This is a genomic window from Petrimonas sp. (genome assembly GCF_963921705.1).
Taxonomy (GTDB): domain Bacteria; phylum Bacteroidota; class Bacteroidia; order Bacteroidales; family Dysgonomonadaceae; genus Petrimonas; species Petrimonas sulfuriphila.
Genome location: NZ_OY997410.1, coordinates 1,374,461 through 1,397,591, shown reverse-complemented (window position 1 = coordinate 1,397,591; position 23,131 = coordinate 1,374,461). Strand labels below are relative to the sequence as shown.

The window sequence follows — 23,131 nt, the reverse complement described above, 5'->3', positions numbered from 1 at the left end:
ACGATGAATACCATTTCCTATACTAATAAAGGGCTACGTTCTAAAAATGAAGACTGCTTGTTATCTGAGCAGTTAAGTCCTGATATATCTTTTCATATCATTGCAGATGGAATGGGAGGATATAATCATGGAGAAAAGGCAGCGAAGATTGTTGTTGATACATTATTTGACCAAATTAGTCAAATAGATTTTTCTGCCATAGTAGAAGAATCCATAATTGTTGCGTGTGAGAGAACTAACCAAAAGTTGCGAGAAGAAGGAACAAAGCTATCTTCAAAAATAGGTTCAACCTTTGCTGCTGTTCTGATTCTGAAAGATAAAGCCTTTGCTTTTTGGATGGGGGATTCACGAGTCTACCAATACAATGAACACAATAAGTTGCTATTTCAAAGCGTTGACCATTCCTTAATAAATGAACTCCGTTTAAGTAGAAAACTGACAACAAGTGAAATTCGGAAATATAATTCGATTGTCACTCGCTCTTTAACAGGCGAAGCTATGGAGAATCCTCCTCAAATAGAAATGCTGCAATACTCTCCAAAAGATAAACTAATTCTTTGTTCTGATGGATTGTATAAACAAATCAATCTCAATGCCATTGTAGAGATGACTTCGGAGGATTTGCTGTCATATTTGGCTTCTGTAGAAAGCAGGATGAATGATAACTATTCGATAATTATAATCAATTAAAAATCTATGAGCTTAGACATATACCTATTCAAAAACGGCTTTGATATTCAGGAAAGCAGAGCAAATATAGATGTAGCCTATACTAAGTTGCAAGCTATAAAGGAAGAACTGGAGCAACTAGAAGATGATTATAAGGAGGCAATGCTGTCCAATCTCAGTGTTACCCACAATCTCAACAATATGGCTAAAGCAGTCGGGTTGTATGAGGTTTTATGGAGACCGGAGCAGGTTGGGATTAGTACAGCTTCTCAGATGATTACGCCACTCGAAAAAGGGATAAAAGAACTAATAGCTAATCCCGATAAATATAAAACGTTCAATCCACCTAATGGCTGGGGAGATTATGATATCTTTGTAGATTTCTGTAAATCGGTGTTGCGTGATTGTCGTGAATATCCTGATGCAACTATTGAAGCGGGTCGATAATCAAAACAAAGGTGGTCAGAAAAGGTGGTCAGAAAACGAACAAACTCCCTAAAAGGGATCACAAATGATGATGTAACCGATGTTTTGCATGCACAACACCAGTATCACATTTGCACCATAAGAATGTAACTAACTGATAATCATATATGGTTTCTTTTGAAGAAGTGAAGTAATCTATAGAGTTTATTATTAAATACTATTAAACCGCAGCAAACAGATGATTTGCTGCGGTTTTTATTTTTCAGAACTACATTTTCTGAAATAACTGAAAATCAATAAAAATGTTGTATCTTTGCAGTCTAGACAATCAAGTTTATATTGATATCCTTCACAGCAATGCTTTGCATTATCCTCATCGGGTAAGTCTTTTCATCGTCTAAATCGACCTCAAAATCAGCTTTCTTGTTTGGATCAACCAGGTGTTCATGTGCAATACATCAACATCGTTACACCCATTTACAGAGATGTTCAAATCATTTTTTATTGGAGAAAAAGAAATTATGCTACCCATAATTCAGGGCGGTATGGGTGTTGGTATATCACTTTCAGGCTTAGCTTCGGCGGTAGCCAACGAAGGAGGAATTGGAGTGATTTCAAGTGCAGGCTTAGGATTGCTATACCGGCGAAAACCGGGCGATTATCTGAAAGACTGTATTTGGGGACTGAAAGAAGAATTGCGCAAATCTCGCGAGAAGTCCAAAGGAACAATCGGTGTAAATATCATGGTTGCTTTGTCAAATTTCGCCGATATGGTGCGCACCACAATTGCTGAAAAGGCCGATATAATTTTTGCGGGTGCAGGATTGCCCTTGGATTTACCATCCTACTTATCAACATCAAGCGATACAAAGCTCGTTCCCATCGTATCATCAGCACGTGCCGCAAAAGTGATTTGCGAAAAGTGGCACACCAATTACGATTATCTCCCAGATGCCATTGTGGTAGAAGGCCCCAAAGCAGGAGGCCACCTCGGTTTTAAGAGAGAAAATCTGGAGGATGCGAATTACTCCTTGGAAAAGCTAGTTCCAGAAGTGCTGGCAATTGCCACAAGTTACAAAGACAAGAAAACAATTCCCGTAATTGCTGCCGGCGGAATTTCTACCGGGGAAGATATTCTTCGTTTTATCCAGCTTGGCGCATCAGGCGTACAGATAGGAAGTCTCTTTGTGCCAACCGATGAGTGTGACGCTTCAGATGCATTTAAGCAAATTTATGTCAACTCCTTACAATCGGACCTGATGATTATTCAAAGTCCGGTGGGTATGCCGGGGCGCGCTTTTCAGGGAGATTTTTTAGATAGCGTCAGTGCTGGCAACGAAATACCCAAATCGTGTCCTTACCACTGTATCAAGACCTGCGATTATTCAAAAAGCCCATATTGCATAATCAAAGCGTTGTATAATGCTTCAAAAGGCAGGATGAACCGTGGATACGCATTTGCCGGAGCAAACGCCTATCTGACAGAAAAAATATCCAGTGTAAGAGAAGTGATTTCAAAACTAAAAAAAGAATTTATTGCTGCTGAATTTCTATCGGGTAAGGAGATAGCGCATTAAATGACTCAAAGAACAAAAAAACATCGATTAACGAACGGTGTACCCTTATTACAAACCGGTTTCGGATAATCGCAAATTAAATAAGATGATTAAAAAAGAATTCGAAAAGAAAAGAAAAGAAAAAAAACAGGAAAAACAGCAGCGCAGAGAACATCGGAAGAAAAGCAACGCAAGTAAATCATTTGAAGACATGATTGCCTATGTGGACGAGTTCGGAAACATTACCGACACTCCACCTGAACCCAAAAAACAAGAAAAAGTCGCGATAGAGAGTATCGTCATTTCAACGCCAAAAAAAGAAGAAGAGGAAATCACACCGCTGACCGGTAAAGTGGACTTTTTTAACTCCGACAGAGGCTTTGGATTTATAAAAAAAACCAATTCTGGCGAAAAATATTTTTTCCATATCAACAATGCTTTTGCCTCAATCGAGGAAGGAAATACCGTTACTTTCGATCTGGAACGGGGGAAAATGGGAATGAACGCAGTAAATATTACTATCCTTGAATAGAAAAATAATAAAGAAACATTATTAAAATTAAACAACAATTTAAAAAAACAAGAAAATGAACATTTATGTATCAAATTTAAGCTACGACACAACAACGGAGAGCTTACAGGAATTATTCGCAGAATACGGTGAAATCTCTTCTGCCAACATAATAAAAGACAGAGACAGCGGTCGGTCCAGGGGTTTCGGGTTTGTAGAAATGCCAAATGACGCTAACGCTCAAAAAGCCATCGATGAACTGAACAACAGCGACTTTGAAGGAAAAACAATCACCGTAAACATGGCCCGCCCGAAAACGGAAAGAAACGACGGCGGTTACAACAGAAGACGGTATTAATTGTCAACCCATTGAATTACTTCCCGGCTGCAATTGATGTAGCCGGGAAGTTTTAAATTCAATGAATCTCTTCCATTTTTTCACTAATAAGTTGGGCTGTCCTACTTATTTCCACAAAAATTCTTTCTTGCATTTTATAATTAAATCTTACTTCGGGAAGATAAACTCCAATTGCAGCAACAACGTCACCATTTTTATAAATGGGAGCTCCAACGCCGACAATGAAGGCACCATCAAAATGGATAGCCAGTTGTTTCCGCTTAATTTTATTTAATTCATCAATTAAATCTTTTTCATTTATCACTTCAGGCCACATCGATCCAGGTAAACCATATTTCTTTATAAAATCTAACTGAGTATTTATATTTTGACATGCAAGGACAATTCTTCCCGTTGCAGTCAAATAAATATTTTTCTCTTCTCCGTTACTAACAACTTGCAATTCCTGACTACTTAATTCTTTATGCAAAGTAACCCTCATATTCTCTTTCATAATTGTGAGAATACAACTTTCGTTTAATATATCCCGAAGTTCTTGCAATGGAATTACGGAGGCCTTCAGCAACTCTTTTCTATTGGAAAAATTCCCAGTTAAATAATAAGCTTGAACTCCCAATTTATATCCTTGTTTTATTCCCTTTTGTTCAAGATAACCTCTATTCACTAAAGTTTTTATAATATTCGCACAAGTACTTGCATTCAAATTCAAGCTATTGGCAATTTCTCCTAAAGAAAAATCACGGTCTCTCTCTTTTGAAACCAATTCTAAAATGTTTAATGCTCTGTTAATTACCTGTATCATATAATTAAGAAATTAGAAGAAATATTTAATAAAGAATATTCAAAAAATCTTGTAATCCAAACAGTCTCTTCAATATTATCTCCAGAATGTTTTAATCAAAATACAAAGTTAAACATTTTTCCATATAAATTCAATATTATAAAATCAATTTCATTTAATTGGTAATAATTTGACTTTTGAACAATTATTAGAATCAAAAATAACCCTGATTGAATCAAATTTCATTCAATACAATTTTCATTAATTAATCACACTTATACTATTGTATTTCAATAATATTATAGCAATAATTTTCAGTCATAATATTAGAACTTTATAGTAATATAATCTTATAATTAACTTTTTTTAGTTTTTTATTATTGAAATCTATTTGTCTATATAAAATATTATATATTTCTTTGCAACAACATTAGTTAAATTTAAGGAGGAGTGCCTATGGAAAATGTAATTTAAAGAACTAGGAAAACATCTATATTCCGATCTCATTAATTTAAAAGCATGACGTTTCTTTTCAAATGAAACTCCCTGTCATTGAACGTAAAAGACTGATAATAACGTAATAAAAGTCTGGAAAAATTAAGCTTTTATTTAGAGTAAAAAACACATGTAACATAAAACTACCTAAAAAAGAAAATTCTGAGATTATTATTTCTTGAGAACTGAAAACACAAATAATCAACCTATTTATATAAAAATAAAATACAGCATTTTCTTTCACAAACTTTGTAATTTTTCATAGTCAGTGAATTGATCTGGTAGTTTAGAAACTAAACATTCAAAAATTTTAATCAATTTTAATTACAATAGTAATATGAATACTATGTTAATAAATTTAAAAACACGCACTACTTATTTTTCTTTACGCAAAATATATTTTGCCATGAAATTGATATTCCTGCTGCTGTTGGTGTCTATTCATCAAATGCATGCTAAACCTATTTATTCTCAAGACAATAAACCAACCGTCGAAAAAGACGTACTAATACAACAGCAGCCATTGCAAAAGGCTATTACTGGAAAAATAATTGATGAACAAGGAGAACCGATTATTGGTGTCAATATTGTAGAGAAAGGAACCTCTAATGGTACTGTTACAGATGTTGAAGGCAATTTCTCACTGAAAGTGTCGTCAAATGCTATTTTACAAATCTCTTACATTGGATATTTAGCACAAGAAATCCCAACTGATAGAAGAAACTCTTTTTCTATTGTATTGATTGAAGACACCAAGACTCTAGAAGAGCTGGTCGTAATAGGATACGGAATGGTTAAGAAATCCGATTTAACAGGATCAGTGTCTTCAGTGAAAGCTGAAGATATAAACGCCTTTGCAACCTCAAATGTTTTACAAGCCTTACAAGGGCGCAGTTCAGGTGTAATGGTTAAACAGAATAGTGGATCACCTGGTGGTGCTGTAAGTGTTAGAATCAGAGGAACAAATTCAATTCAGGGAAGCAATGAACCCTTATATGTAATTGATGGATTTCCATCTTCAAGCTCTAACCCAACCGTTTTAGACAATTCAAATATCGAGAGCCTGGAAATTTTAAAAGATGCATCTGCTGTTGCAATCTATGGCTCCAGAGGGGCTAATGGCGTAGTATTGATAACAACAAAAAAAGGGAAGGAGGGAAAAACGATAGTTGATTATGAAGGGTCTTTGGGTTTCCAATCATTGAGAAATAAGATTGAGATGATGGATGCTACAGAATACGCGAACTTTTATAATCTTCAACGAAAAAATGATGGTCTTGAACCCTATTTTTCGGAGGATGAAATTCGCAATTTTGGCCAGGGGTTTGACTGGCAAGATTTTGTTTTTTCAACGGCTCCAATTCAAACTCATTCATTAAACATAAGAGGGGGTAATGAAAAGACGAAATTTGCCATCATGGGCAACATTTTTGATCAAGATGGAATCATAAAAGGAAGTGGTTATAAGCGTTATTCTTTGACAGCTAATATAGATCACAAAATTAGTGAAAAATTTGAAGTAAATTATTCATCAACGCTAGCAAATAATATATTAGACAATAAAAATTGGGGGGGAGCCCGATTCGGAAATTCACTTATTAGTGTTGCATTATGTGCTCCTCCAACACTTACACCTTATGATAATGATGGATCTTATAGAAAATTACATATTGCTTACCCTTTTGTTTCAGAGGGTTTAACTAACCCATTATATTATATTAACGAGAGAGATGACGTTACAAAATCAAATAAAGTATTGGCAAATCTATCATTTATTTATAAACCAATTGACGGACTCACATTTAAAATATATGGAGGTATTGAAAACAGCGACGACCGAAGTGATTACTATCAAACATTAAATTACTTAAATTCACAAGGTTATGCATCTGTCTCAACAACACAATTTAGAAGTATTTTGAATGAGAATACGATTAATTATCATAAAGTTTTTAATGACAAACATGATTTATCTGTATTAGGAGGTTTTACCTATCAGGATTTTGTAACTACTTCACTCGGTGGAAGCGGTACGGGATTTCTGAGTGATGCAACCAAAACGGGTAATATTGGCTCTGCAAACCTTCCGGGTATTCCTAGTACCGGGTACTCAAAATCAGTTATTCTATCTTACCTTGGACGGTTAAACTACTCATTTGATAATCGTTATTTGTTCACCGTAAATTTCAGAAGCGACGGTTCATCAAAATACAGTGAGGGTAACAAGTGGGGATTTTTCCCTTCAGGCGCCTTTGCATGGAAAATTAATCAAGAGGAATTCATGCAAGATATCAAAGAAATTTCCGATTTAAAATTCAGGGCCAGTTATGGTGTAACTGGAAGTCAGGCAATTGGCGCATATGCAACTCTCAATAATCTATCATCAGGAAAAACAGTATTTGGGGATGCTTTATTCACAACTTTTGCTCCAGGTACCAGACTTCCGGGAGATTTAAAATGGGAAACTACGTCTCAGTTTGATATCGGGTTTGACTTAGGAATCCAAAACAACCGATATACTTTTTCTGCGGATTTTTATAGTAAAGAAACAAAAGATTTGCTTAACACCGTTCAATTACCTTCTTCATCGGGTTTTACTACTACAATACAAAACGTGGGTAGAATTCAAAATAAGGGTATCGAATTGTCCTTGAATGCAAGAGTATTTGAAGGTGATTTTTCCTGGGATTTAAACGGAAATATATCATTTAACAAAACTAAAGTCAAAAAGCTTTATGGTGGTCAAGATATATATGGTGGTTGGGAGGACATGCTAATCATTGCGGACAATTTAAATCTACTTCGGGAAGGTGAAGCAATGGGTGTTTTTTATGGATATCTAAGTGATGGCTACGATGAGAATGGGTTTGAAAAGTATAAAGATCTGGAACCTGATGGTATCATAAATGAAGACGACAAGACTATAATTGGGGATCCGAATCCGGATTTCATTTATGGTTTGAACTCAACTATGAACTTTAAAAATTTTGAACTGTCTCTATTTTTCCAAGGTTCCCAAGGAAATAATCTGGTTAATGTCAGTTCAATTGACAATTCTCTCAACTATGGGTATGGTTCAAATATGTATAAGGAGGTATATTACGATCATTGGACTCCAGAGAATCCAAATGCAAAATATCCTAAAATTACTAGAACGCAAAGTATGAGATTTTCAGATAGGATAGTTGAAGACGGCTCATACTTAAGGTTAAGAAACATCCAGTTGTCATACGATTTTCCGGTTCGCAAATGGAATGTTGATTTTTTACAAAGTGTGAGGCTATATGTGAGTGCACAAAATTTGTGGACATTGACAAAATATTCAGGCTGGGATCCTGAAGTCAATTCGTCTGGAGGTTCAAGTTCTTTCGCTCAAGGTATTGATCACCATTCATATCCTACGGCAAAAACAGTTACGTTTGGAATAAATATTAGTTTTTAAAAATTGAAGAAATGAAAAAAATATTATTATTTTGTTCTATCACAATATTATTAATTTCTTGTGATGATCTTCTAAAAGAAAAACCACAAGCATTAGCAGTAGAAACCTTTTACAATACAGCGGGGGAAGTGGAGGCTGGAGTGGCAGCTATTTACAATCCACTCAGATCCATATTTGCTGCAGAATATATTTCGTTACTTGAAACCTTATCTGATTTTATGGAGGGGAGAGCAAGTTGGGAAAATGCTGGTTTATATGATGTAGTCCTCAATACACAAAATTCAACTCGTTCACAAAGTGCTTGGACAAACTTTTATCTTAGTGTTCGAAATGCAAATTTAATCATACAAAATGTTCCTAACGGGGAAATATTAAATGATAACGAGAAAAACATGTATATTGGGGAAGCTAAATTTCTGAGGGCATTGACCTACTTCCATTTAGTAAGGAATTGGGGTGCTATACCTCTGAGGACAGAGGAGAATTTTAACGAATTTAATGTACCCAGATCTCCTGTTGAAGATGTATATGAATTAATAATTTTTGATTTACAAGCTGCTGAGAGTGGATTACCTGATGCGCCAACAGTATCTGGACATCCAAGCAAGTGGTCAGCCAAAGCCCTTCTTGCCGATGTTTATTTTTACTTGGGTCAATATGACAATGCAATTTCAAAATCGGATGAAGTAATAAAATCAGGAAAATATTCATTGGTGGAGGTTTCTGAACCGGAAGATTTTGAAAATTTATTTGGTGCGGCTATTACAAATTCATCCGAAGAAATTTTTTATATAAAGTATAATAATGAGCGACCTTGGAATTATCCTCGTTATTTACATGGTGTTGGTGTTCCATACGTTGGTTACGATGGATATTATGCTGTTACTAGTAATGAGAATTATACCCAAAATGAAAATTGGAATAACAATGATTTGAGAAAAATATACGGATGGTATCCATATGACGGACATGACCCGGGAACGATTCTTTGTAAAAAATTTAATGATTATGGCTCATTAACTCCCAGCAACGACTATCCTTTATACAGGTATGCAGACCTCTTGTTGATTCACGCTGAAGCATCTTGTAGGGCAAACAATAGTCCTACGGCTTCTGGAATGGAAGCTCTAAACAAAGTGCGCAGAAGAGCATATGGTTATCCTTCGAACGTAGAATCACCGGTCGATTTTGACATTGCGGATTATACCGTGGATTCATTTGTTGAATTATGTATTCAGGAAAGGGGTTACGAAACTCTTGCAGAGGGAAAAAGATGGCTTGACATAAGGCGGCTTGGCAAAGATAAAGCACGAGAAATTATCCAGCAAATGAGAGGAGTAAATATACACGATGGGAAATTCCTTTTCCCGATCCCCATTAATGAATACGAATATAACGAGGCGATAACAGATCAAAATCCAGGATATTAAAAGCACAAGATGTTAGTTAGTCGAAACTATTTTTTTTCGACTAACTAACATCTTCAAATTTGAGTTCAGTCAAAATTGGTCTTATAGGCAATAGATTAATAATAATTCCCACATAACTCAACAGGTATGACGAACAGACGAAATTTTATTAAGCAATTATCAGCGGCAGCTGTGGTGGGTCTAACACCCAATACATTAATATCGCAGACGCTTCCCTCAAAAACAATAAATATCCCTTCTACACCTCCAGGTGAAAAAATATGGGCATGCTTAATGCATCTTTCATTTAATTTCGCCGGAGGAATAAAAAGTTGGGGAGGTTTACGAACGGAATTTGAACCGGACCAATCAGTCTGGGACAATGCAATAAAATCCATGGTAAATAATGGAATCAATATGGTTGTAATTAACCTGGACGATTCTGTTTTATGGAGGAGCCATCCAGAAATATCTCTAAAAAACTCATGGACTCCTGAAAGATTAAGGGAAGAGTTGGAAAAAATCAGAAAACAAGGCATAGAACCTATACCTATGTTAAATTTTGCCGCTACTCACGACGCATGGCTTGGTAAATACGCGAAAATGATATCAACTCCTCAATATTACAAGGTTTGTAAAGATCTTATTGCCGAAGCTATTGAATTATTTGATAATCCTCGATTTATCCATTTCGGGATGGATGAGGAAGATTATAATCACCAAAAACATTTTGATTACATTGTTATCAGGCAAAACGAACTCTGGTGGAGTGATCTCTATTTTTATATTTCAGAAGCCATGAAGAAAAACGTTCGACCTTGGGTTTGGTCGGATTACGTCTGGCATCATCCTGAACAGTTTTTCAAAATGATGCCAAAGTCTGTAATACAGAGTAATTGGTATTACGGGGAAGCATTTGATACTAATCAAACTTACGTTAAAGCATACCTTGATTTGGAAGCTGAAGGATACGATCAAATTCCAACGGGTAGTTATCATGCTGTTCCAAGTCAAGATTTCAAGGCTTTAAATCCGAAAAACATAGGCAACACGGTTGAATTTTGCTCTAAACACATTTCAGATTCTCGCCTAATGGGTTTTATGCAGACATTTTGGATGCCCACTACCGAGAGATTCGAACCTACTATCCTAAAGGCTATCGATTTGACTGGAGAAGCTAAGAGAGCTTTTGAAAAAAAATAAATTGAAAAGCGTATTGGAGATTTGAATAATGTGTATCAACAATTAAAAATCGAATTATGAGCAATAAGAAAATATTTTCTCGTCGAACCTTTTTGTCGAGTATGGCGGTAGCCGGAGCCGGCACTGCTTTTAGTGCCGTTAAACTGCCAAAAATCAACATATTAGGAAAAACCGAAGTATCGGGTTACAGAAATATTATTGAAGAAGATACGGATCCTATTTTATTAAAACGTTTTATTCCAAGACCTAAAAATGTTAAACTGAATGATGACAGGGAGGTAATTTTCGATGATAAATTATCTGTGGAGATCGAACTGAGAAATGCGGATAATGGTGTAAAAAAGAAGACATCAGATCTCTTTAAACAGTATTTCAATATAATACCTACTGTTAGTGTTATTCAAAAATTGGATGTACCTGCAGGGGAAGCGTACAAAATAAAAGCATCGGGCACATTCGTTACATTGTCTGCTTCAAATTTTATTGGTATTCGCTACGCATGCAATACGCTTCGTCAGCTGGCAGAAGTACATAGCAAAACAGGAGACTTTGCTTACTACAGCATTCCTGAAACTGAAATTGAAGATTCACCGGCAATGGCATTTAGAGGATTGCATCTATGTTGGTTTCCGGAAACTGAGGCTGTTCAGATAGAACAGTACATAAGATGGGCCTCTTATTATAAATTCAATCACATCATCATTGAATTTTGGGCAACATTTCCGTTCTCTTCTCATCCAGAATTTAATTGGCAGGAATATTCTGCAACTCCAGCTGATATTCGCTGGTTGGTTAAACTTGGTAAAGAATTGGGGATAACACTGATTCCACAATTAAATATTTTCGGACATGCCTCAGGTAGTAGAGGTGGTTCCGGTAAACATGCTCCGCTAGATTTTTATCCGGAATTTGAATCACTTTTTGAGCCGAACGGATGGGTATGGTGTTTAAGCAATCCTGCTACGCGCAAACTATTGACTGACATTGTTCTTGAAACTCTTGAGGCTTTCGATTATCCACCATTTTATCACATCGGTGGAGATGAGGCGGATGGCGCTGCTGAGTGTCGTTTATGCCGACATGCAGACTACAAAGCCCTTCTAATTGATCATTTGACCTATTTCCGCAAGTTATTGGCAGAGAAGAACTGTCGGATGATGATGTGGCATGATATGCTCATTCAAGCAAACGATCCGCGATGGAAAGGGTATGTAGCTAACGGCACCCCACGCATGAATGATGTACTTGAAGCACTACCTAAAGATATTATTATTTGTGACTGGCAATACGGTGCTCCGAAAGAGAATGAAACTTGGCCTACAATGCCTTATTTTAAAAATAAAGGTTTCCAGGTTTTGGCGTGCCCCTGGCACAATATTGACAATATTAAATCACTGGGTGAATTTGTGGGAAAAAACAGCTTGGATGGACTGTTGTGTACAACTTGGCACTCACCCTCTTACAATCAAATGTTACGAATTATGATGTATGGAGCACTGGCCGCATGGTCAACACCTCCATACGCATCACTTGATGGTACAATGAGTATGCGTCATCTGAGACAAATTGGCTGGGATATTCCCATTAAAAAATACCAAAATACCGGAATACACGAGTGGCAGGTACGTCCGGATGTCTATCCATAGTACAATACATTATGGTGTGACAACAAATACAGGCAAAAATTTGCTGAAAGATCTAAAAACATTTATAAAAAAATATTCATAATTTCTAAAAATATAATCAAATGGCTGTAAAAGAAACTGGCGTAAGTTATTACGGATTGAATTATCCCGAACATGCAGAAAGGGATTTTAAGGAAATGATACAACACAATTGTAACGCTGTAATTCTAGCTTTATCGGAGTTTGACATCGATTTCTGGTTCCCCAATATAGTAAAAATAACAAAAGTAGCCAAAGACCTGGGTATGAAGGTCTACTTGGATACCTGGGGTATAGGAAAATGGTTTGGAGGAGAACCTCCTAGCAATTTCCTGACCAACAATGTGAGAAATCGGCAGGTTTCTGCTTTTACTGGAGAACCGCTTCCAGCAGCCTGTTTTAATACAAAGGCTTTCAAGGATTACTTCTACGGTATTTGTGAAAAACTGGCAATCCAGGTAGATGCAGATGGTTTCTTTTGGGACGAACCTCACTATGCATTACCTAAAAGCTATGCTTCCATTACAGGTGGACCCGGTGATGATTGGGCATGTCGCTGCCCAATGTGTAAAAAAGATTTTGAAGATCTGTATGGGTATGAGATGCCGAAAATCATGACGAAAGAGGTCGTTGAATTTCGAGAAAACAAAGCGTTGGAAATACTAACGGAAGCATCAAGAATAATTAAAAGCATACGTCCCGAGAGCCGTATTACTTGCTGTGTTCATGCTACTATAAACACATACTATGTAAAAGAAAACCGGGGGTATGACAACTGGGATAAAGTAGGCAAAACGGATGTTTTTGATGTATTCAGCACAACAATATTGAACTATAATTTACCGCGCAGCTATTTCAAATCAATAACGCAACGTACAGTTGATATTGCAAAAAAATACAATAAGGGATCACAAAGATGGCTCATGAACTATTATAATGAACCGGAAAAGATTGAAGAAATAAAGGAAATTGTACACCTTTATAAGGAGATGGAAGTGGAAAGCCTTTTTGCCTGGACATATAGAGGAGGGCACGGAACAGTTTTGGCTGCACCTCATGCACTTGAAATGTGGGACATGCTCGGAGAAGCATATGGAGAAGTACTTGACGACAAATATAAAATAAAACTGTAATTAATAAATATATGGAAATAAATGACTTAGGATTTCTCGGTAAAGCGATTGACCTTTTGAAAAAAGTGAAAGAAACTCAATCGGAAAATATTGATAAAGCAACAGATTTAATGGTTGAAGCGATTGAACGTGACCAGTTGATCCATGTTTACGGAGGGGGTGGACATACAACACTGGTTATGGGTGAGATGTTCTTCCGTGCTGGTGGATTAGCGAATATCAATCCTATCATGGAGACTGGACTATCAGTATTTAACCAAGCGCTAAAATACCTGGAGTTGGAACGTACTGTTAATTATGGTAGTGCTATTGTAAAATATTACGAGATCGAAAAAGGGGAACCGTTTATTATTTTTCATAATATCGGGATTAACCCAGCTACTATTGATGCTGCACTTGAAGCCAAAGAAAAAGGTGCTGTAGTTATTGCTGTGAGTTCTTCATTCTGGCAGAATGAAATGCCTGAAGATCATATTATACGCCATGTCAATAAAAAAAATCTGTTTGACATTGCTGATGTATGTATTGATGATTATAATCCGGTTGGAGATGCGTTGTTGAAAATTGATGGTTTTGATACACCATTTGGACCGGTATCCAATATAGTTGATTTTTATATTGCTCATCTGCTTGAGATTATTACAATAAAAAAATGTGTGGATAAGGGTATAACTCCTCCAGTTTGGTCAAGTGCCAATGTTCCCGGTGGCGATAAAATTAATGCAGATTATGTTAAGAAATACAGGCGCCGAGTAAAATGCCTATAGTTGTATTAAATAGAGAAAAACAATGGTAAATAATATAGAGAATGCAGTAAAACTATTATTGCATAAATATGAAGTCAAGGCTAATGTTGAGCTAAATTTGTTGCCGGGATGGAGCTTTTTGAATAAAGAATTAAACGACAACGATATGCCTCTTCTCACCTGGCGTTTAAACAGGAGGTTTATAGAGCTAAAAAAAATTGTTTCGGATGAAGTTGTCGAAAATGTCAGTATGTTGCGTTTTTGCAGCTTAGGAGACCCAAATATCTGGAGCTTGGAAGCGTTAATGTATCGGGAATTTGACCTTTGTGAATTTATTACAGGTAGCAGAATCGCGTATATCCATGCTACTCTTACCAACGGTTTAGCAGGGAATATAATTGTAAAGTTGGAAAACGGAACGATTGGAAGCGTAGAGATAGGCGTTCAGGCTCCGGCTGGTAAACCTTTAATCGAGAGACATGAGATTATTGCACGTAGAGGCGTAGCGAGTGACATTGTTGTTGATACACAAGTACCTCAGAGTTCAATCTATACATTTACAGAGAATGGAGACATGGAGTATAAGGATGTAGATAATGAATTGTTTGGTATGGATGAATTTCAAGTGGAGTGGGTTCGTGCTGCTTTTCAACACCAGAAAGATCCGACTCAGTCAGAAAATCTAATTAAACAACACGATCATCTATCACGATTGGTGGAGAGTGCTCTTAAGTCTAATTCCAATAAATTGAAAGTAAAAGTTGCATAAATTGTAAAAATATGAAACCAATCAAAATTGCAATACTCTCCTTAACACACGGACATACACGCAAGTATTTTCAAACACTCAACGATAATCCGGGATTTGAATGGGTAGCTGTCTCCGCTGAATCGAAAAAAGTTCAGGAAATATTTTATAAATATGGTTATGATGTTCCCTGCTACATGAGCGACGAGGAGATGTTTGAAAAACACCCGGATATAGAGGCGGTAGTAATGGCCTCGGGAAACAGCAGACATTTAGAACAATTCAGGATGTGTGCCGAAAGGGGTATTCATATATTATCAATGAAGATACCTACATTTGATATGAATGAATATGACGAGATGATAAAACTCGTTGAAGAATCAGGAATTATATGCCAGGTTGAACTTGAAATGCACTATAATCCCGTGGTAAACAGAATGAAAAAGCTTTTCTCAGAAAATCAATTGGGAGTAGTATCCGGAATAAATGCTACTAATATAACACTCTCTCCCGTTTGGGCATTTCCATGGCAAGGTGTACCGGAAGAAAGTTACGGAAAAAGAGTTCCTCTAAATTCAAACAACACACGATTTAGGGGCGGTGCACTGTGCGATCACCCACACATATTCGACATGATTCGATGGCTTACTAAAAGTGAGTTTGACTATATTTTTGCAGAGGTCGGTCCAAATATTCGTGAGGAACTAGAAGTTGAGGATATCATTCTAGTAAATGGTAAGATGAAAAATGGTGTTAGTTTTCTCCTGGATCCCTCATGGTCAAGATTGGAAGAGCGGCTAGAAGTGCCAGGGCCCGGTTGGGAAGTATTTCCAAAACGGATGGAAGTTAATTTCAACATCTCCGGAGAGAAAGGAGTGATGCTGGCTGACTGTTTTGGGCCTAACGTATATCACAACGGTGCACCCAACGACAGATATACTGTCCAGTACACCTATTTTGATGAATGGATTGGAATGATGGATGAATTTATCCATTGTGTGAGAGAGAATAACACACCTAAGATAAATTTAATGTGGCATAAAAAAACAATAGAGGCGATGAATGCTTGTTATGAGAGTATCGAAACAGGCCAGCCTGTCTTTTTGTAGTTATCATCTAACAGAAAATAATTATGAACAATCTTGGCAAAAACAATAAAATTTGGGCCTGTTTACTACATCTTAGCTTCAATATGTGGGAGGAATTTATTTCACCACATAGGCCCTTTCGTGGTTTCAGGCCAAACCTGGAATTAAGTGAAGCTTTATGGAATGACGCTATTGATTTAATGGCTAAGCAGGGTGTAAATATGGTGGTGATAGATCTGGGCGATGCGGTGAAGTATGAAAGTCATCCTGAAATTGCAGTCAATAATGCTTGGAGCACCACACGACTAAAACAGGAACTGAAAAAAATAAGAGCATTGGGTATCGAACCGGTTCCAAAATTAAACTTTTCTGCCGGTCACGACACATGGCTGAGAGAGTATTCCAGGATGGTGTCCACGGAAACATATTATAAAGTCTGTTCGGACCTCATACAGGAGGTCTCGACACTGTTTGACACCCCCTCATTGTTCCACCTTGGCATGGATGAAGAGAGCATAGGGCATCAAAGGTATCAAAAACATATAGTGATACGGAAAAATGAGGCGTGGTGGAATGATTTCCTTTTCCTGGTCGAAGAGGTGGAAAAAAGCGGTTCTCGCGCATGGATCTGGCCGGATTACATGTTATGGAACGAACCCGAACAATTTTTTAAGCATATGCCTAAATCAGTTGTCCAGGGGAATTGGTTTTACGGGGAAGAACTTGATCCTGGAACAGAACGAGTTAAAGCATACCTTGATCTTGAAAAACACGGGTTCGATCAGATACCCACCGGAAGTTATCACGACTATAACACTGGAAGTATTGGAAGCACAGTCGCCTTCGGCAAAAAACATATAGATGATAGCAGATTACTTGGATTTTTACAAACTTTCTGGAGGCCAACAATCGAGGAGAACAGGGACAGGATAATTGGAGGAATTGAATTACTGGGGAAAGCAAAACAAACATATTACAAGTAAACCGGGATCATGAAGCACTTATTATTCAAACCAAGGACAGAATACTTTGCAGTACTATTATTATGCTTTCTGTTAGCATCTTGTGCAAACGGAATTGGAGGCAAAGAGTCAAAAATTAGTCTGAATGGGGATGAATTAACAACAATTGCTGTGTCAGCAACAGCATCGTATAGGGAAAAGTTTGCAGCTGAGGAGCTGGCAAGCTACTTAAATAAAATAACGGGTAAAGAGCTATCAGTCATCACGGTTGACAGCTCCATGGTACCCGATGGAACTATCGCGATTGGTGAGTTATCAGTCAGTTCCGGAATGATTTCGCGAGAAGAGCTTGGCCCTATAGGTGAGGATGGATTTGTAATTAACATTGCTGATAATAAGGGAGCTATATGTGGATGGCGTGATTTAGGAACAGTTTACGGGGTATATGAACTTTTAAAACAGGTTGGCGTGAAATTTTACGCGGAAGATTGCGAAATTATTCCAAGCAAATCTAAGCTTAAAATACCCGAATTGCATCTCGCTATTAAGCCTCATTATGAACTGAGGTCAATTTTTAAAATGGATGTTTACTATCCTGAGTTTCACTCCTACCTTAAATTTGGATATACTCCTAATGATGATTTAGGATATCATGGTGATCTTGGGGCACCAGGTGGAAGAAACTGGGTTCATTCTGCAAGTTATTTGATTCCATTTCGAAAATTTGGTAAAGACCACCCAGAGTACTTTGCACTTAATAATAATGGACAGAGATATTCTGGAACTGGATCTCCCGGCCATTTGTGCCTGTCAAATATGGAGATGCGTGAAACGGGAGCAGAACGTTTATTATTGCTTGTAGAACAGCAAAAAGAAAGATCCTATTTTGTCGTTACTCAAGGGGATGGCGGGCCAACGAACTGGTGTCAGTGTGATGAATGTAAGGCTTTTGACTCTAAGCCAAGTGTTCACATGACTGACCGCCTCATGGATTATGTTAATTATAATGCAAGGAAAGTAACTGAAAAATTTCCTGAGAAAAAAATACTTACATTAGCCTATACATCAGCAACCGCAAGCCCACCGGTGCGAGTTGCACCAGATTCTAATGTAATGGTTATGTATTGTCCATTACATCGCCCCGAACCTAATTATGACGGTGAGTGTCATAGTCATGGGTTAGATTGTATAAATAACTTATGGGCAAAAAAAGATATTGAAAATTGGCTTTCCCTGTATCCTAATAACATGTATATTTTCGACTATCCGAGAAATTATTTCAGATGGTATCAGCCTTTTGGTGGTTTCTATGCGATGGTTGACAAGATGGATTATTATTCATCCAATAATATTCGTGGAATTACCTTTTGCGTTGTCCCCGCAAATTTTCGAGATTTATTTATTTATGTTATGGGACATTTGCTGTGGGAACCCGACTCGAATGTTGAAGCACTAATTGATGAATTCATGTCAGCTTATTATGGAGCTGCTGCCACATCCATCCGGGAATACTTTGATTTCATGTATAACGAAATTGATGTTCGCGATATACATCAACACTCTGAAAAATCAAATCCCGAACTTGTTACTCCTGAATTTTCAGCTTCAGCCCTGAAAATTTTTGAACGTGCACAGAAAGCAGTTGCAGATGATTCAGTTCTTTTATCTCGTGTGGAATTCGAGAAATTCAGTGTTCTTTGGGCTGATATTGATCAAAGAAATATTATGAAAAACAATCTTTCGATTGACCTTTCTGTACATGCTAAGCGATTTGGTGAAATGGTCAGAATAGCTAAAAAACATAAAATGATTAATGTAGGAGGAAGAATTACTTTTAAAGATTGGATTCATCAGGTATCACCAATACGGTTGCAAAATGAATTATGGTATAATGATCCTGCAGTTGATATTTTAATTGATAAACCTGAGAATTTATTCCTACTATAAGTCAGATAAGATTTTTTACTATTTTTAACATGGCGTAAATCCATAATTGATATTTGAACACACTATACATAAACCTGCTGATTCTTACAACAAGTAACATGCATACAATATTAAATAATATTTCATGAAATGAAAACTTTAAAAATTGATCGAAAAGCTTTTATGTTTTTCATGACTCTCCTCATCACGATAACATCTTGTACTACCGGTATTGGTGACGGCAAGTCGAAAATCAGCCTAAGCAAGGATGAATTAACAACAATTGCTGTGTCAACAACAGCATCTGATAGGGAAAAGTTTGCGGCAGAAGAGCTTGCAAGTTATTTAAATAAAATAACGGGTAAAGAGCTATCAGTCATCACGGTTGACAGCTCCATGGTACCCGATGGAACTATCGCGATTGGTGAGTTATCAGTCAGTTCCGGAATGATTTCGCGAGAAGAACTTGGCCCTATAGGTGAGGATGGATTTGTAATTAACATTGCTGATAATAAGGGAGCTATATGTGGATGGCGTGATTTAGGAACAGTTTACGGGGTATATGAACTTTTAAAACAGGTTGGCGTGAAATTTTACGCGGAGGATTGCGAAATTATTCCAAGCAAATCTAAGCTTAAAATACCCGAATTGCGTCTCGCTATTAAGCCTCATTATGATCTAAGGACAATATTTAAGTATGATGTTTACTTCAAGGGAATTACGCCAAGTATGAAATTGGGGTACACCCCCAATGATGATATGGGGTATCACGGTGATTTAGGTGCTCCCGGGGAGAGAAACTGGGTACATTCAGCCAGTTTTATGATGCCTTATCGTTTATTCGGAGAAGAGCATCCAGAGTATTTTGCCTTGAACAAGAGTAGTGAGCGAGTTAAGCCCGGTGAGGGACCTCCTGGACACTTATGCTTGTCGAACATGGAGATGCGTGAAACGGGAGCAGAAAGGCTACTCCATTTGATTGAAAAGCAGGAAAATCGAACATCTTTTGTTGTCACTCAGGGCGATGGCAGATCGAATAGTTGGTGTCAGTGCAGCAATTGCAAAGCGCTTGATGCAATACCCGGAGATCATATGACCGATAGGCTGATGGACTATGTCAATTACAATGCCCGGGTGGTAAACGAGAAGTACCCAGGGAAAAAAATATTGACACTCGCTTACACGGAGGCTACCTCACGCCCTCCCGAGAGAGTGATGCCTGATCCGAACGTTATGGTTATGTATTGCCCCTACCCTCCTCAAACACCATGCCAGAGCCATGGTTTGGACTGCCCTGAGAATAGCCAGGGTTTTGCTGAACTACAAGGCTGGATAGAAAAATGTCCTGATAACATGTATATCTATGATTATCCCAGAGGCTACAGGGTATGGTACGAGCCCTTCGGGAGCTTTTATGCCATGGTTGATAAAATGAATTTTTATGCTTCTAATGGAATTAAGGGAATCGTTCAGTGTGTAGTTCCTACAAGTTTTACCGATCTGTTCGTTTTTGTGCAGGGAGTACTGTTTTGGGAACCTGATGCTGATGTGGAAAAACTTATAGATGAATTCATGGATGCCTACTATGGGGAAGCAGCACCTCATATGAGGGAGTATTTCAATTTCATGCATAATGAAATTAATACCCGTAATGTGCATCAAGGTTGTGAAAGTCCAAATCCTGATCTTGTAACTGCTGAATATGCCGACAACGCTTTGGTTATGTTTGATAAGGCACAAAATGCTGTTGCAGATGATCCGGCTGCATTATACCGTGTTGAGTTGGAAAAGTTTTGTCTTCTGTTTTCTGATGTAAATCAACGAAACACGATAAATGATGAGTTGACGATTAGTATGCCTGAACACTCTAAACGTCTGGCTGAAACAGTAAGAATAGCAAGAGAAATGGAGGTTATTCGCGTTGGGAACATGCCCAATATGATGAATTTTAAAAATTGGCTTAGAAGCGTTTCCCTATTAACACTTCAGTCAGAACCTTGGTATTACGATCCGGGTGTTGATGCTTTTCTGAACAATCCTGAGAATATTTTCATTTATTGAAACTATCTCAGTAAAATACTGTAAAACTGTTTTAATCAATTAATAAGTAACCAAATAAAAAGAAAGGAAGTTTTCTTTCTTTTATAAAACACTCTTTTATGATAATAAATTATGTTGATTGGATAATAATTATAGTTTTCCTGTTGCTGCTAACTGCAATTGGAATGATTACAAGCAGAGGTGGCGCAGATGATTCAACCAGCTATTTTCTTTCTAAACGGAATATGCCATGGTGGCTTTTGGGAGTTTCAATGGTTGCCACAACGTTCTCTCTCGGTACTCCAAACCTAATAACCGATATGGTCCGTTCTGGAGGCGTGGCGCAAAACTGGCAGTGGTGGTGTTTTTTACTATCGGGGATGCTGACTGTATTTGTTTATTCAAAGTTATGGAATAGATCGAAGATCATGACTGATCTTGAATTCTATGAAGTTCGATACAGCGGAAAAGAAGCTGCTTTTTTACGTGGATTCAGATCAATCTATCTGGGATTTTTTTTCAACATTTTTATATTGGCAAGCGCGGCACTGGCTTTACTCAAATTTGCAGCCATGATGTTGGGAATAAATCCTGTACTAGCGTTAGTGATAATTTCAGCAATAATTCTTGCATACAGTACAATAGGCGGACTTAAGTCTATTTTATGGACAGATTTCTTTTTGTTTGTTGTTGCTATGGCAGGTGCATTTATTCCAGTTTTTTACATTATAAATTCACCTCAAATAGGGGGATTGGGAAATTTTCTCACCAATGATATTATTGTTGACAAACTTAGTTTTTTTCCGGATTTCACGAACGCACAAACAGCATTGACAATATTTCTCATCCCAATAACCATACAGTGGTGGGCTTCCTGGTATCCGGGTTCTGAGCCGGGAGGAGGAGGTTATATTACACAAAGAATCTTGTCTGCAAAATCGGAAAAAGATGCTGTTAAAGGCACTCTTTTTTTTAATGTAATGCATTTTGCTGTGAGACCATGGCCCTGGATACTGGTGGGCTTGGCTTCTTTGATAATATTTCCAAATTTAGATTCGATGGTTCAGGTTTTTAAAGATGTAAATCCCAAATATATACAAAATGATATTGCCTATTCTGCCATGCTTAGGCATTTTCTTCCCAACGGAGTATTGGGTATAGTTTTGGCATCTCTAATTGCAGCATACATGTCAACAGTATCTACTCAAATAAACTGGGGAGCTTCATACTTGGTAAATGATTTTTATTCCCGATTTATCAATCCAAATGCTTCGGAAAAAAAGAAAGTGTTGGTTGGGAGAATATGGACTATTGCATTAATCGTACTATCCATCGTTTTAGCGCTCTATTTAGAAAGTGCATTGCAGGTATTTCAATATATGTTATTGATTGGAGCAGGAACAGGACTGATATATTTACTGCGATGGTTTTGGTGGAGAATTAATGCTTGGTCAGAAATATCGGCAATGATAGGCGCAATGGTGTTCTCATTGATTGTTATAGTTTTTGAAAAAACAAGCCTTGTGCTCCTCGATGACCAAACGGTTATGTTTTACGGATTTGAGATGCAAAAGGGATTCTGGGATACCATGAAGTTTGTTTTTGTAATTGCTTTCAACAGTTTACTTTGGATCACTGTTACATTATGCACTAGGCCCACAGAAGATAAAATATTAGTGAATTTTTATAAGAATATAAGGCCTGGTGGCCCAGGATGGAAGAAAATTACTCAGGGACATGCTGAACTGGAAAAAAATCGCATGACAAAAGATTGGAATGTACCTACTGGATTATTGTGTATGAGCATCAGTTGTGTTGGAATTTTAAGTATGTTGTTTTCAATAGGATATCTGATATATGGTAATTATCTTGGATTTGCAATATTATTGGTTGTCACCATCATTTCAGCAATTGCATTATTTAAATCATGGAGTAAAATTTTCAATTAGAATAGTTTGACGAAACATTAACTAA

The 23,131-nt window shown here is 37.2% G+C and carries 18 protein-coding genes; 17 read left to right on the top strand and 1 reads right to left on the bottom strand.

The window, feature by feature from the left end; genetic code table 11:
- Positions 1-3: 3 nt before the first annotated feature.
- The 5 genes from AACM02_RS05835 to AACM02_RS05815 all read left to right on the top strand — a co-directional run bounded on the left by AACM02_RS05835 (position 4) and on the right by AACM02_RS05815 (position 3,520).
- Positions 4-690: a PP2C family serine/threonine-protein phosphatase gene (locus AACM02_RS05835; RefSeq protein WP_339116349.1), complete on the top strand. Its 687-nt coding sequence runs from the start codon at positions 4-6 to the stop codon at positions 688-690.
- A 6-nt stretch (positions 691-696) separates the two neighbouring features.
- Positions 697-1,116 carry a hypothetical protein gene (locus AACM02_RS05830; RefSeq protein ID WP_339116348.1) on the top strand — a complete coding sequence of 140 codons (420 nt, stop codon included), beginning with the start codon at positions 697-699 and terminating at the stop codon, positions 1,114-1,116.
- 425 nt (positions 1,117-1,541) lie between these two features.
- Entirely contained in the window at positions 1,542-2,672 is a 1,131-nt protein-coding gene (locus tag AACM02_RS05825) for a nitronate monooxygenase family protein (RefSeq protein ID WP_339116347.1), read from the top strand.
- Positions 2,673-2,757: 85 nt separating this feature from the next.
- Positions 2,758-3,183 carry a cold-shock protein gene (locus AACM02_RS05820; RefSeq protein WP_214025315.1) on the top strand — a complete coding sequence of 142 codons (426 nt, stop codon included), beginning with the start codon at positions 2,758-2,760 and terminating at the stop codon, positions 3,181-3,183.
- Between the two features lie 55 nt (positions 3,184-3,238).
- Positions 3,239-3,520 carry an RNA-binding protein gene (locus AACM02_RS05815; RefSeq protein WP_214025316.1) on the top strand — a complete coding sequence of 94 codons (282 nt, stop codon included), beginning with the start codon at positions 3,239-3,241 and terminating at the stop codon, positions 3,518-3,520.
- A gap of 58 nt (positions 3,521-3,578) precedes the next feature.
- On the opposite strand, the gene AACM02_RS05810 is transcribed toward AACM02_RS05815, so the two are convergent.
- Positions 3,579-4,322, bottom strand: coding sequence for an IclR family transcriptional regulator C-terminal domain-containing protein (locus tag AACM02_RS05810; protein WP_339116346.1), 744 nt, complete (start codon positions 4,320-4,322; stop codon positions 3,579-3,581).
- Positions 4,323-5,133: 811 nt separating this feature from the next.
- On the opposite strand from AACM02_RS05810, the gene AACM02_RS05805 reads away from it, so the two are divergent.
- From AACM02_RS05805 to AACM02_RS05750, 12 genes are all read left to right on the top strand, one after another.
- Positions 5,134-8,238, top strand: a complete 3,105-nt coding sequence (locus AACM02_RS05805; protein ID WP_339116345.1) for a TonB-dependent receptor — start codon at positions 5,134-5,136, stop codon at positions 8,236-8,238.
- 11 nt (positions 8,239-8,249) lie between these two features.
- Positions 8,250-9,668, top strand: coding sequence for a RagB/SusD family nutrient uptake outer membrane protein (locus AACM02_RS05800; protein WP_339116344.1), 1,419 nt, complete (start codon positions 8,250-8,252; stop codon positions 9,666-9,668).
- Between the two features lie 126 nt (positions 9,669-9,794).
- Positions 9,795-10,850: a hypothetical protein gene (locus AACM02_RS05795; protein ID WP_339116343.1), complete on the top strand. Its 1,056-nt coding sequence runs from the start codon at positions 9,795-9,797 to the stop codon at positions 10,848-10,850.
- Between the two features lie 56 nt (positions 10,851-10,906).
- Entirely contained in the window at positions 10,907-12,496 is a 1,590-nt protein-coding gene (locus tag AACM02_RS05790; RefSeq protein WP_339116342.1) for a family 20 glycosylhydrolase, read from the top strand.
- 101 nt (positions 12,497-12,597) lie between these two features.
- The gene (locus AACM02_RS05785) at positions 12,598-13,647 is read left to right on the top strand and encodes a hypothetical protein (RefSeq protein WP_339116341.1); all 1,050 of its coding nucleotides are present in this window, start codon (positions 12,598-12,600) and stop codon (positions 13,645-13,647) included.
- A gap of 11 nt (positions 13,648-13,658) precedes the next feature.
- Entirely contained in the window at positions 13,659-14,414 is a 756-nt protein-coding gene (locus AACM02_RS05780) for a sugar isomerase domain-containing protein (RefSeq protein ID WP_339116340.1), read from the top strand.
- A gap of 22 nt (positions 14,415-14,436) precedes the next feature.
- Positions 14,437-15,162 carry a hypothetical protein gene (locus tag AACM02_RS05775; RefSeq protein WP_339116339.1) on the top strand — a complete coding sequence of 242 codons (726 nt, stop codon included), beginning with the start codon at positions 14,437-14,439 and terminating at the stop codon, positions 15,160-15,162.
- A gap of 11 nt (positions 15,163-15,173) precedes the next feature.
- Positions 15,174-16,250 (top strand): Gfo/Idh/MocA family oxidoreductase, encoded by a 1,077-nt coding sequence (locus AACM02_RS05770; RefSeq protein WP_339116338.1) that lies wholly within the window; start codon positions 15,174-15,176, stop codon positions 16,248-16,250.
- Positions 16,251-16,273: 23 nt separating this feature from the next.
- Positions 16,274-17,212, top strand: coding sequence for a Tat pathway signal protein (locus AACM02_RS05765; RefSeq protein WP_339116337.1), 939 nt, complete (start codon positions 16,274-16,276; stop codon positions 17,210-17,212).
- Positions 17,213-17,221: 9 nt separating this feature from the next.
- Entirely contained in the window at positions 17,222-19,138 is a 1,917-nt protein-coding gene (locus AACM02_RS05760) for a DUF4838 domain-containing protein (protein ID WP_339116336.1), read from the top strand.
- 129 nt (positions 19,139-19,267) lie between these two features.
- Positions 19,268-21,178 (top strand): DUF4838 domain-containing protein, encoded by a 1,911-nt coding sequence (locus AACM02_RS05755; protein WP_339116335.1) that lies wholly within the window; start codon positions 19,268-19,270, stop codon positions 21,176-21,178.
- Between the two features lie 98 nt (positions 21,179-21,276).
- On the top strand, positions 21,277-23,106 hold the full coding sequence (locus tag AACM02_RS05750; RefSeq protein ID WP_339116334.1) for a sodium:solute symporter family protein: 1,830 nt from the start codon (positions 21,277-21,279) through the stop codon (positions 23,104-23,106).
- Positions 23,107-23,131 lie beyond the last annotated feature (25 nt).

Excerpts from the sequence above, each read along its gene's own strand:
- AACM02_RS05805 (WP_339116345.1), top strand. The coding sequence starts at position 5,134 with ATGAATACTATGTTAATAAATTTAAAAACACGCACTACTTATTTTTCT.
- AACM02_RS05830 (WP_339116348.1), top strand. The coding sequence starts at position 697 with ATGAGCTTAGACATATACCTATTCAAAAACGGCTTTGATATTCAGGAA.
- AACM02_RS05755 (WP_339116335.1), top strand. The coding sequence starts at position 19,268 with ATGAAAACTTTAAAAATTGATCGAAAAGCTTTTATGTTTTTCATGACT.
- AACM02_RS05815 (WP_214025316.1), top strand. The coding sequence starts at position 3,239 with ATGAACATTTATGTATCAAATTTAAGCTACGACACAACAACGGAGAGC.
- AACM02_RS05835 (WP_339116349.1), top strand. The coding sequence starts at position 4 with ATGAATACCATTTCCTATACTAATAAAGGGCTACGTTCTAAAAATGAA.
- AACM02_RS05795 (WP_339116343.1), top strand. The coding sequence starts at position 9,795 with ATGACGAACAGACGAAATTTTATTAAGCAATTATCAGCGGCAGCTGTG.
- AACM02_RS05765 (WP_339116337.1), top strand. The coding sequence starts at position 16,274 with ATGAACAATCTTGGCAAAAACAATAAAATTTGGGCCTGTTTACTACAT.
- AACM02_RS05825 (WP_339116347.1), top strand. The coding sequence starts at position 1,542 with ATGTGCAATACATCAACATCGTTACACCCATTTACAGAGATGTTCAAA.
- AACM02_RS05790 (WP_339116342.1), top strand. The coding sequence starts at position 10,907 with ATGAGCAATAAGAAAATATTTTCTCGTCGAACCTTTTTGTCGAGTATG.
- AACM02_RS05770 (WP_339116338.1), top strand. The coding sequence starts at position 15,174 with ATGAAACCAATCAAAATTGCAATACTCTCCTTAACACACGGACATACA.
- AACM02_RS05820 (WP_214025315.1), top strand. The coding sequence starts at position 2,758 with ATGATTAAAAAAGAATTCGAAAAGAAAAGAAAAGAAAAAAAACAGGAA.
- AACM02_RS05800 (WP_339116344.1), top strand. The coding sequence starts at position 8,250 with ATGAAAAAAATATTATTATTTTGTTCTATCACAATATTATTAATTTCT.
- AACM02_RS05810 (WP_339116346.1), bottom strand. The coding sequence starts at position 4,322 with ATGATACAGGTAATTAACAGAGCATTAAACATTTTAGAATTGGTTTCA.
- AACM02_RS05785 (WP_339116341.1), top strand. The coding sequence starts at position 12,598 with ATGGCTGTAAAAGAAACTGGCGTAAGTTATTACGGATTGAATTATCCC.
- AACM02_RS05760 (WP_339116336.1), top strand. The coding sequence starts at position 17,222 with ATGAAGCACTTATTATTCAAACCAAGGACAGAATACTTTGCAGTACTA.
- AACM02_RS05780 (WP_339116340.1), top strand. The coding sequence starts at position 13,659 with ATGGAAATAAATGACTTAGGATTTCTCGGTAAAGCGATTGACCTTTTG.
- AACM02_RS05750 (WP_339116334.1), top strand. The coding sequence starts at position 21,277 with ATGATAATAAATTATGTTGATTGGATAATAATTATAGTTTTCCTGTTG.
- AACM02_RS05775 (WP_339116339.1), top strand. The coding sequence starts at position 14,437 with ATGGTAAATAATATAGAGAATGCAGTAAAACTATTATTGCATAAATAT.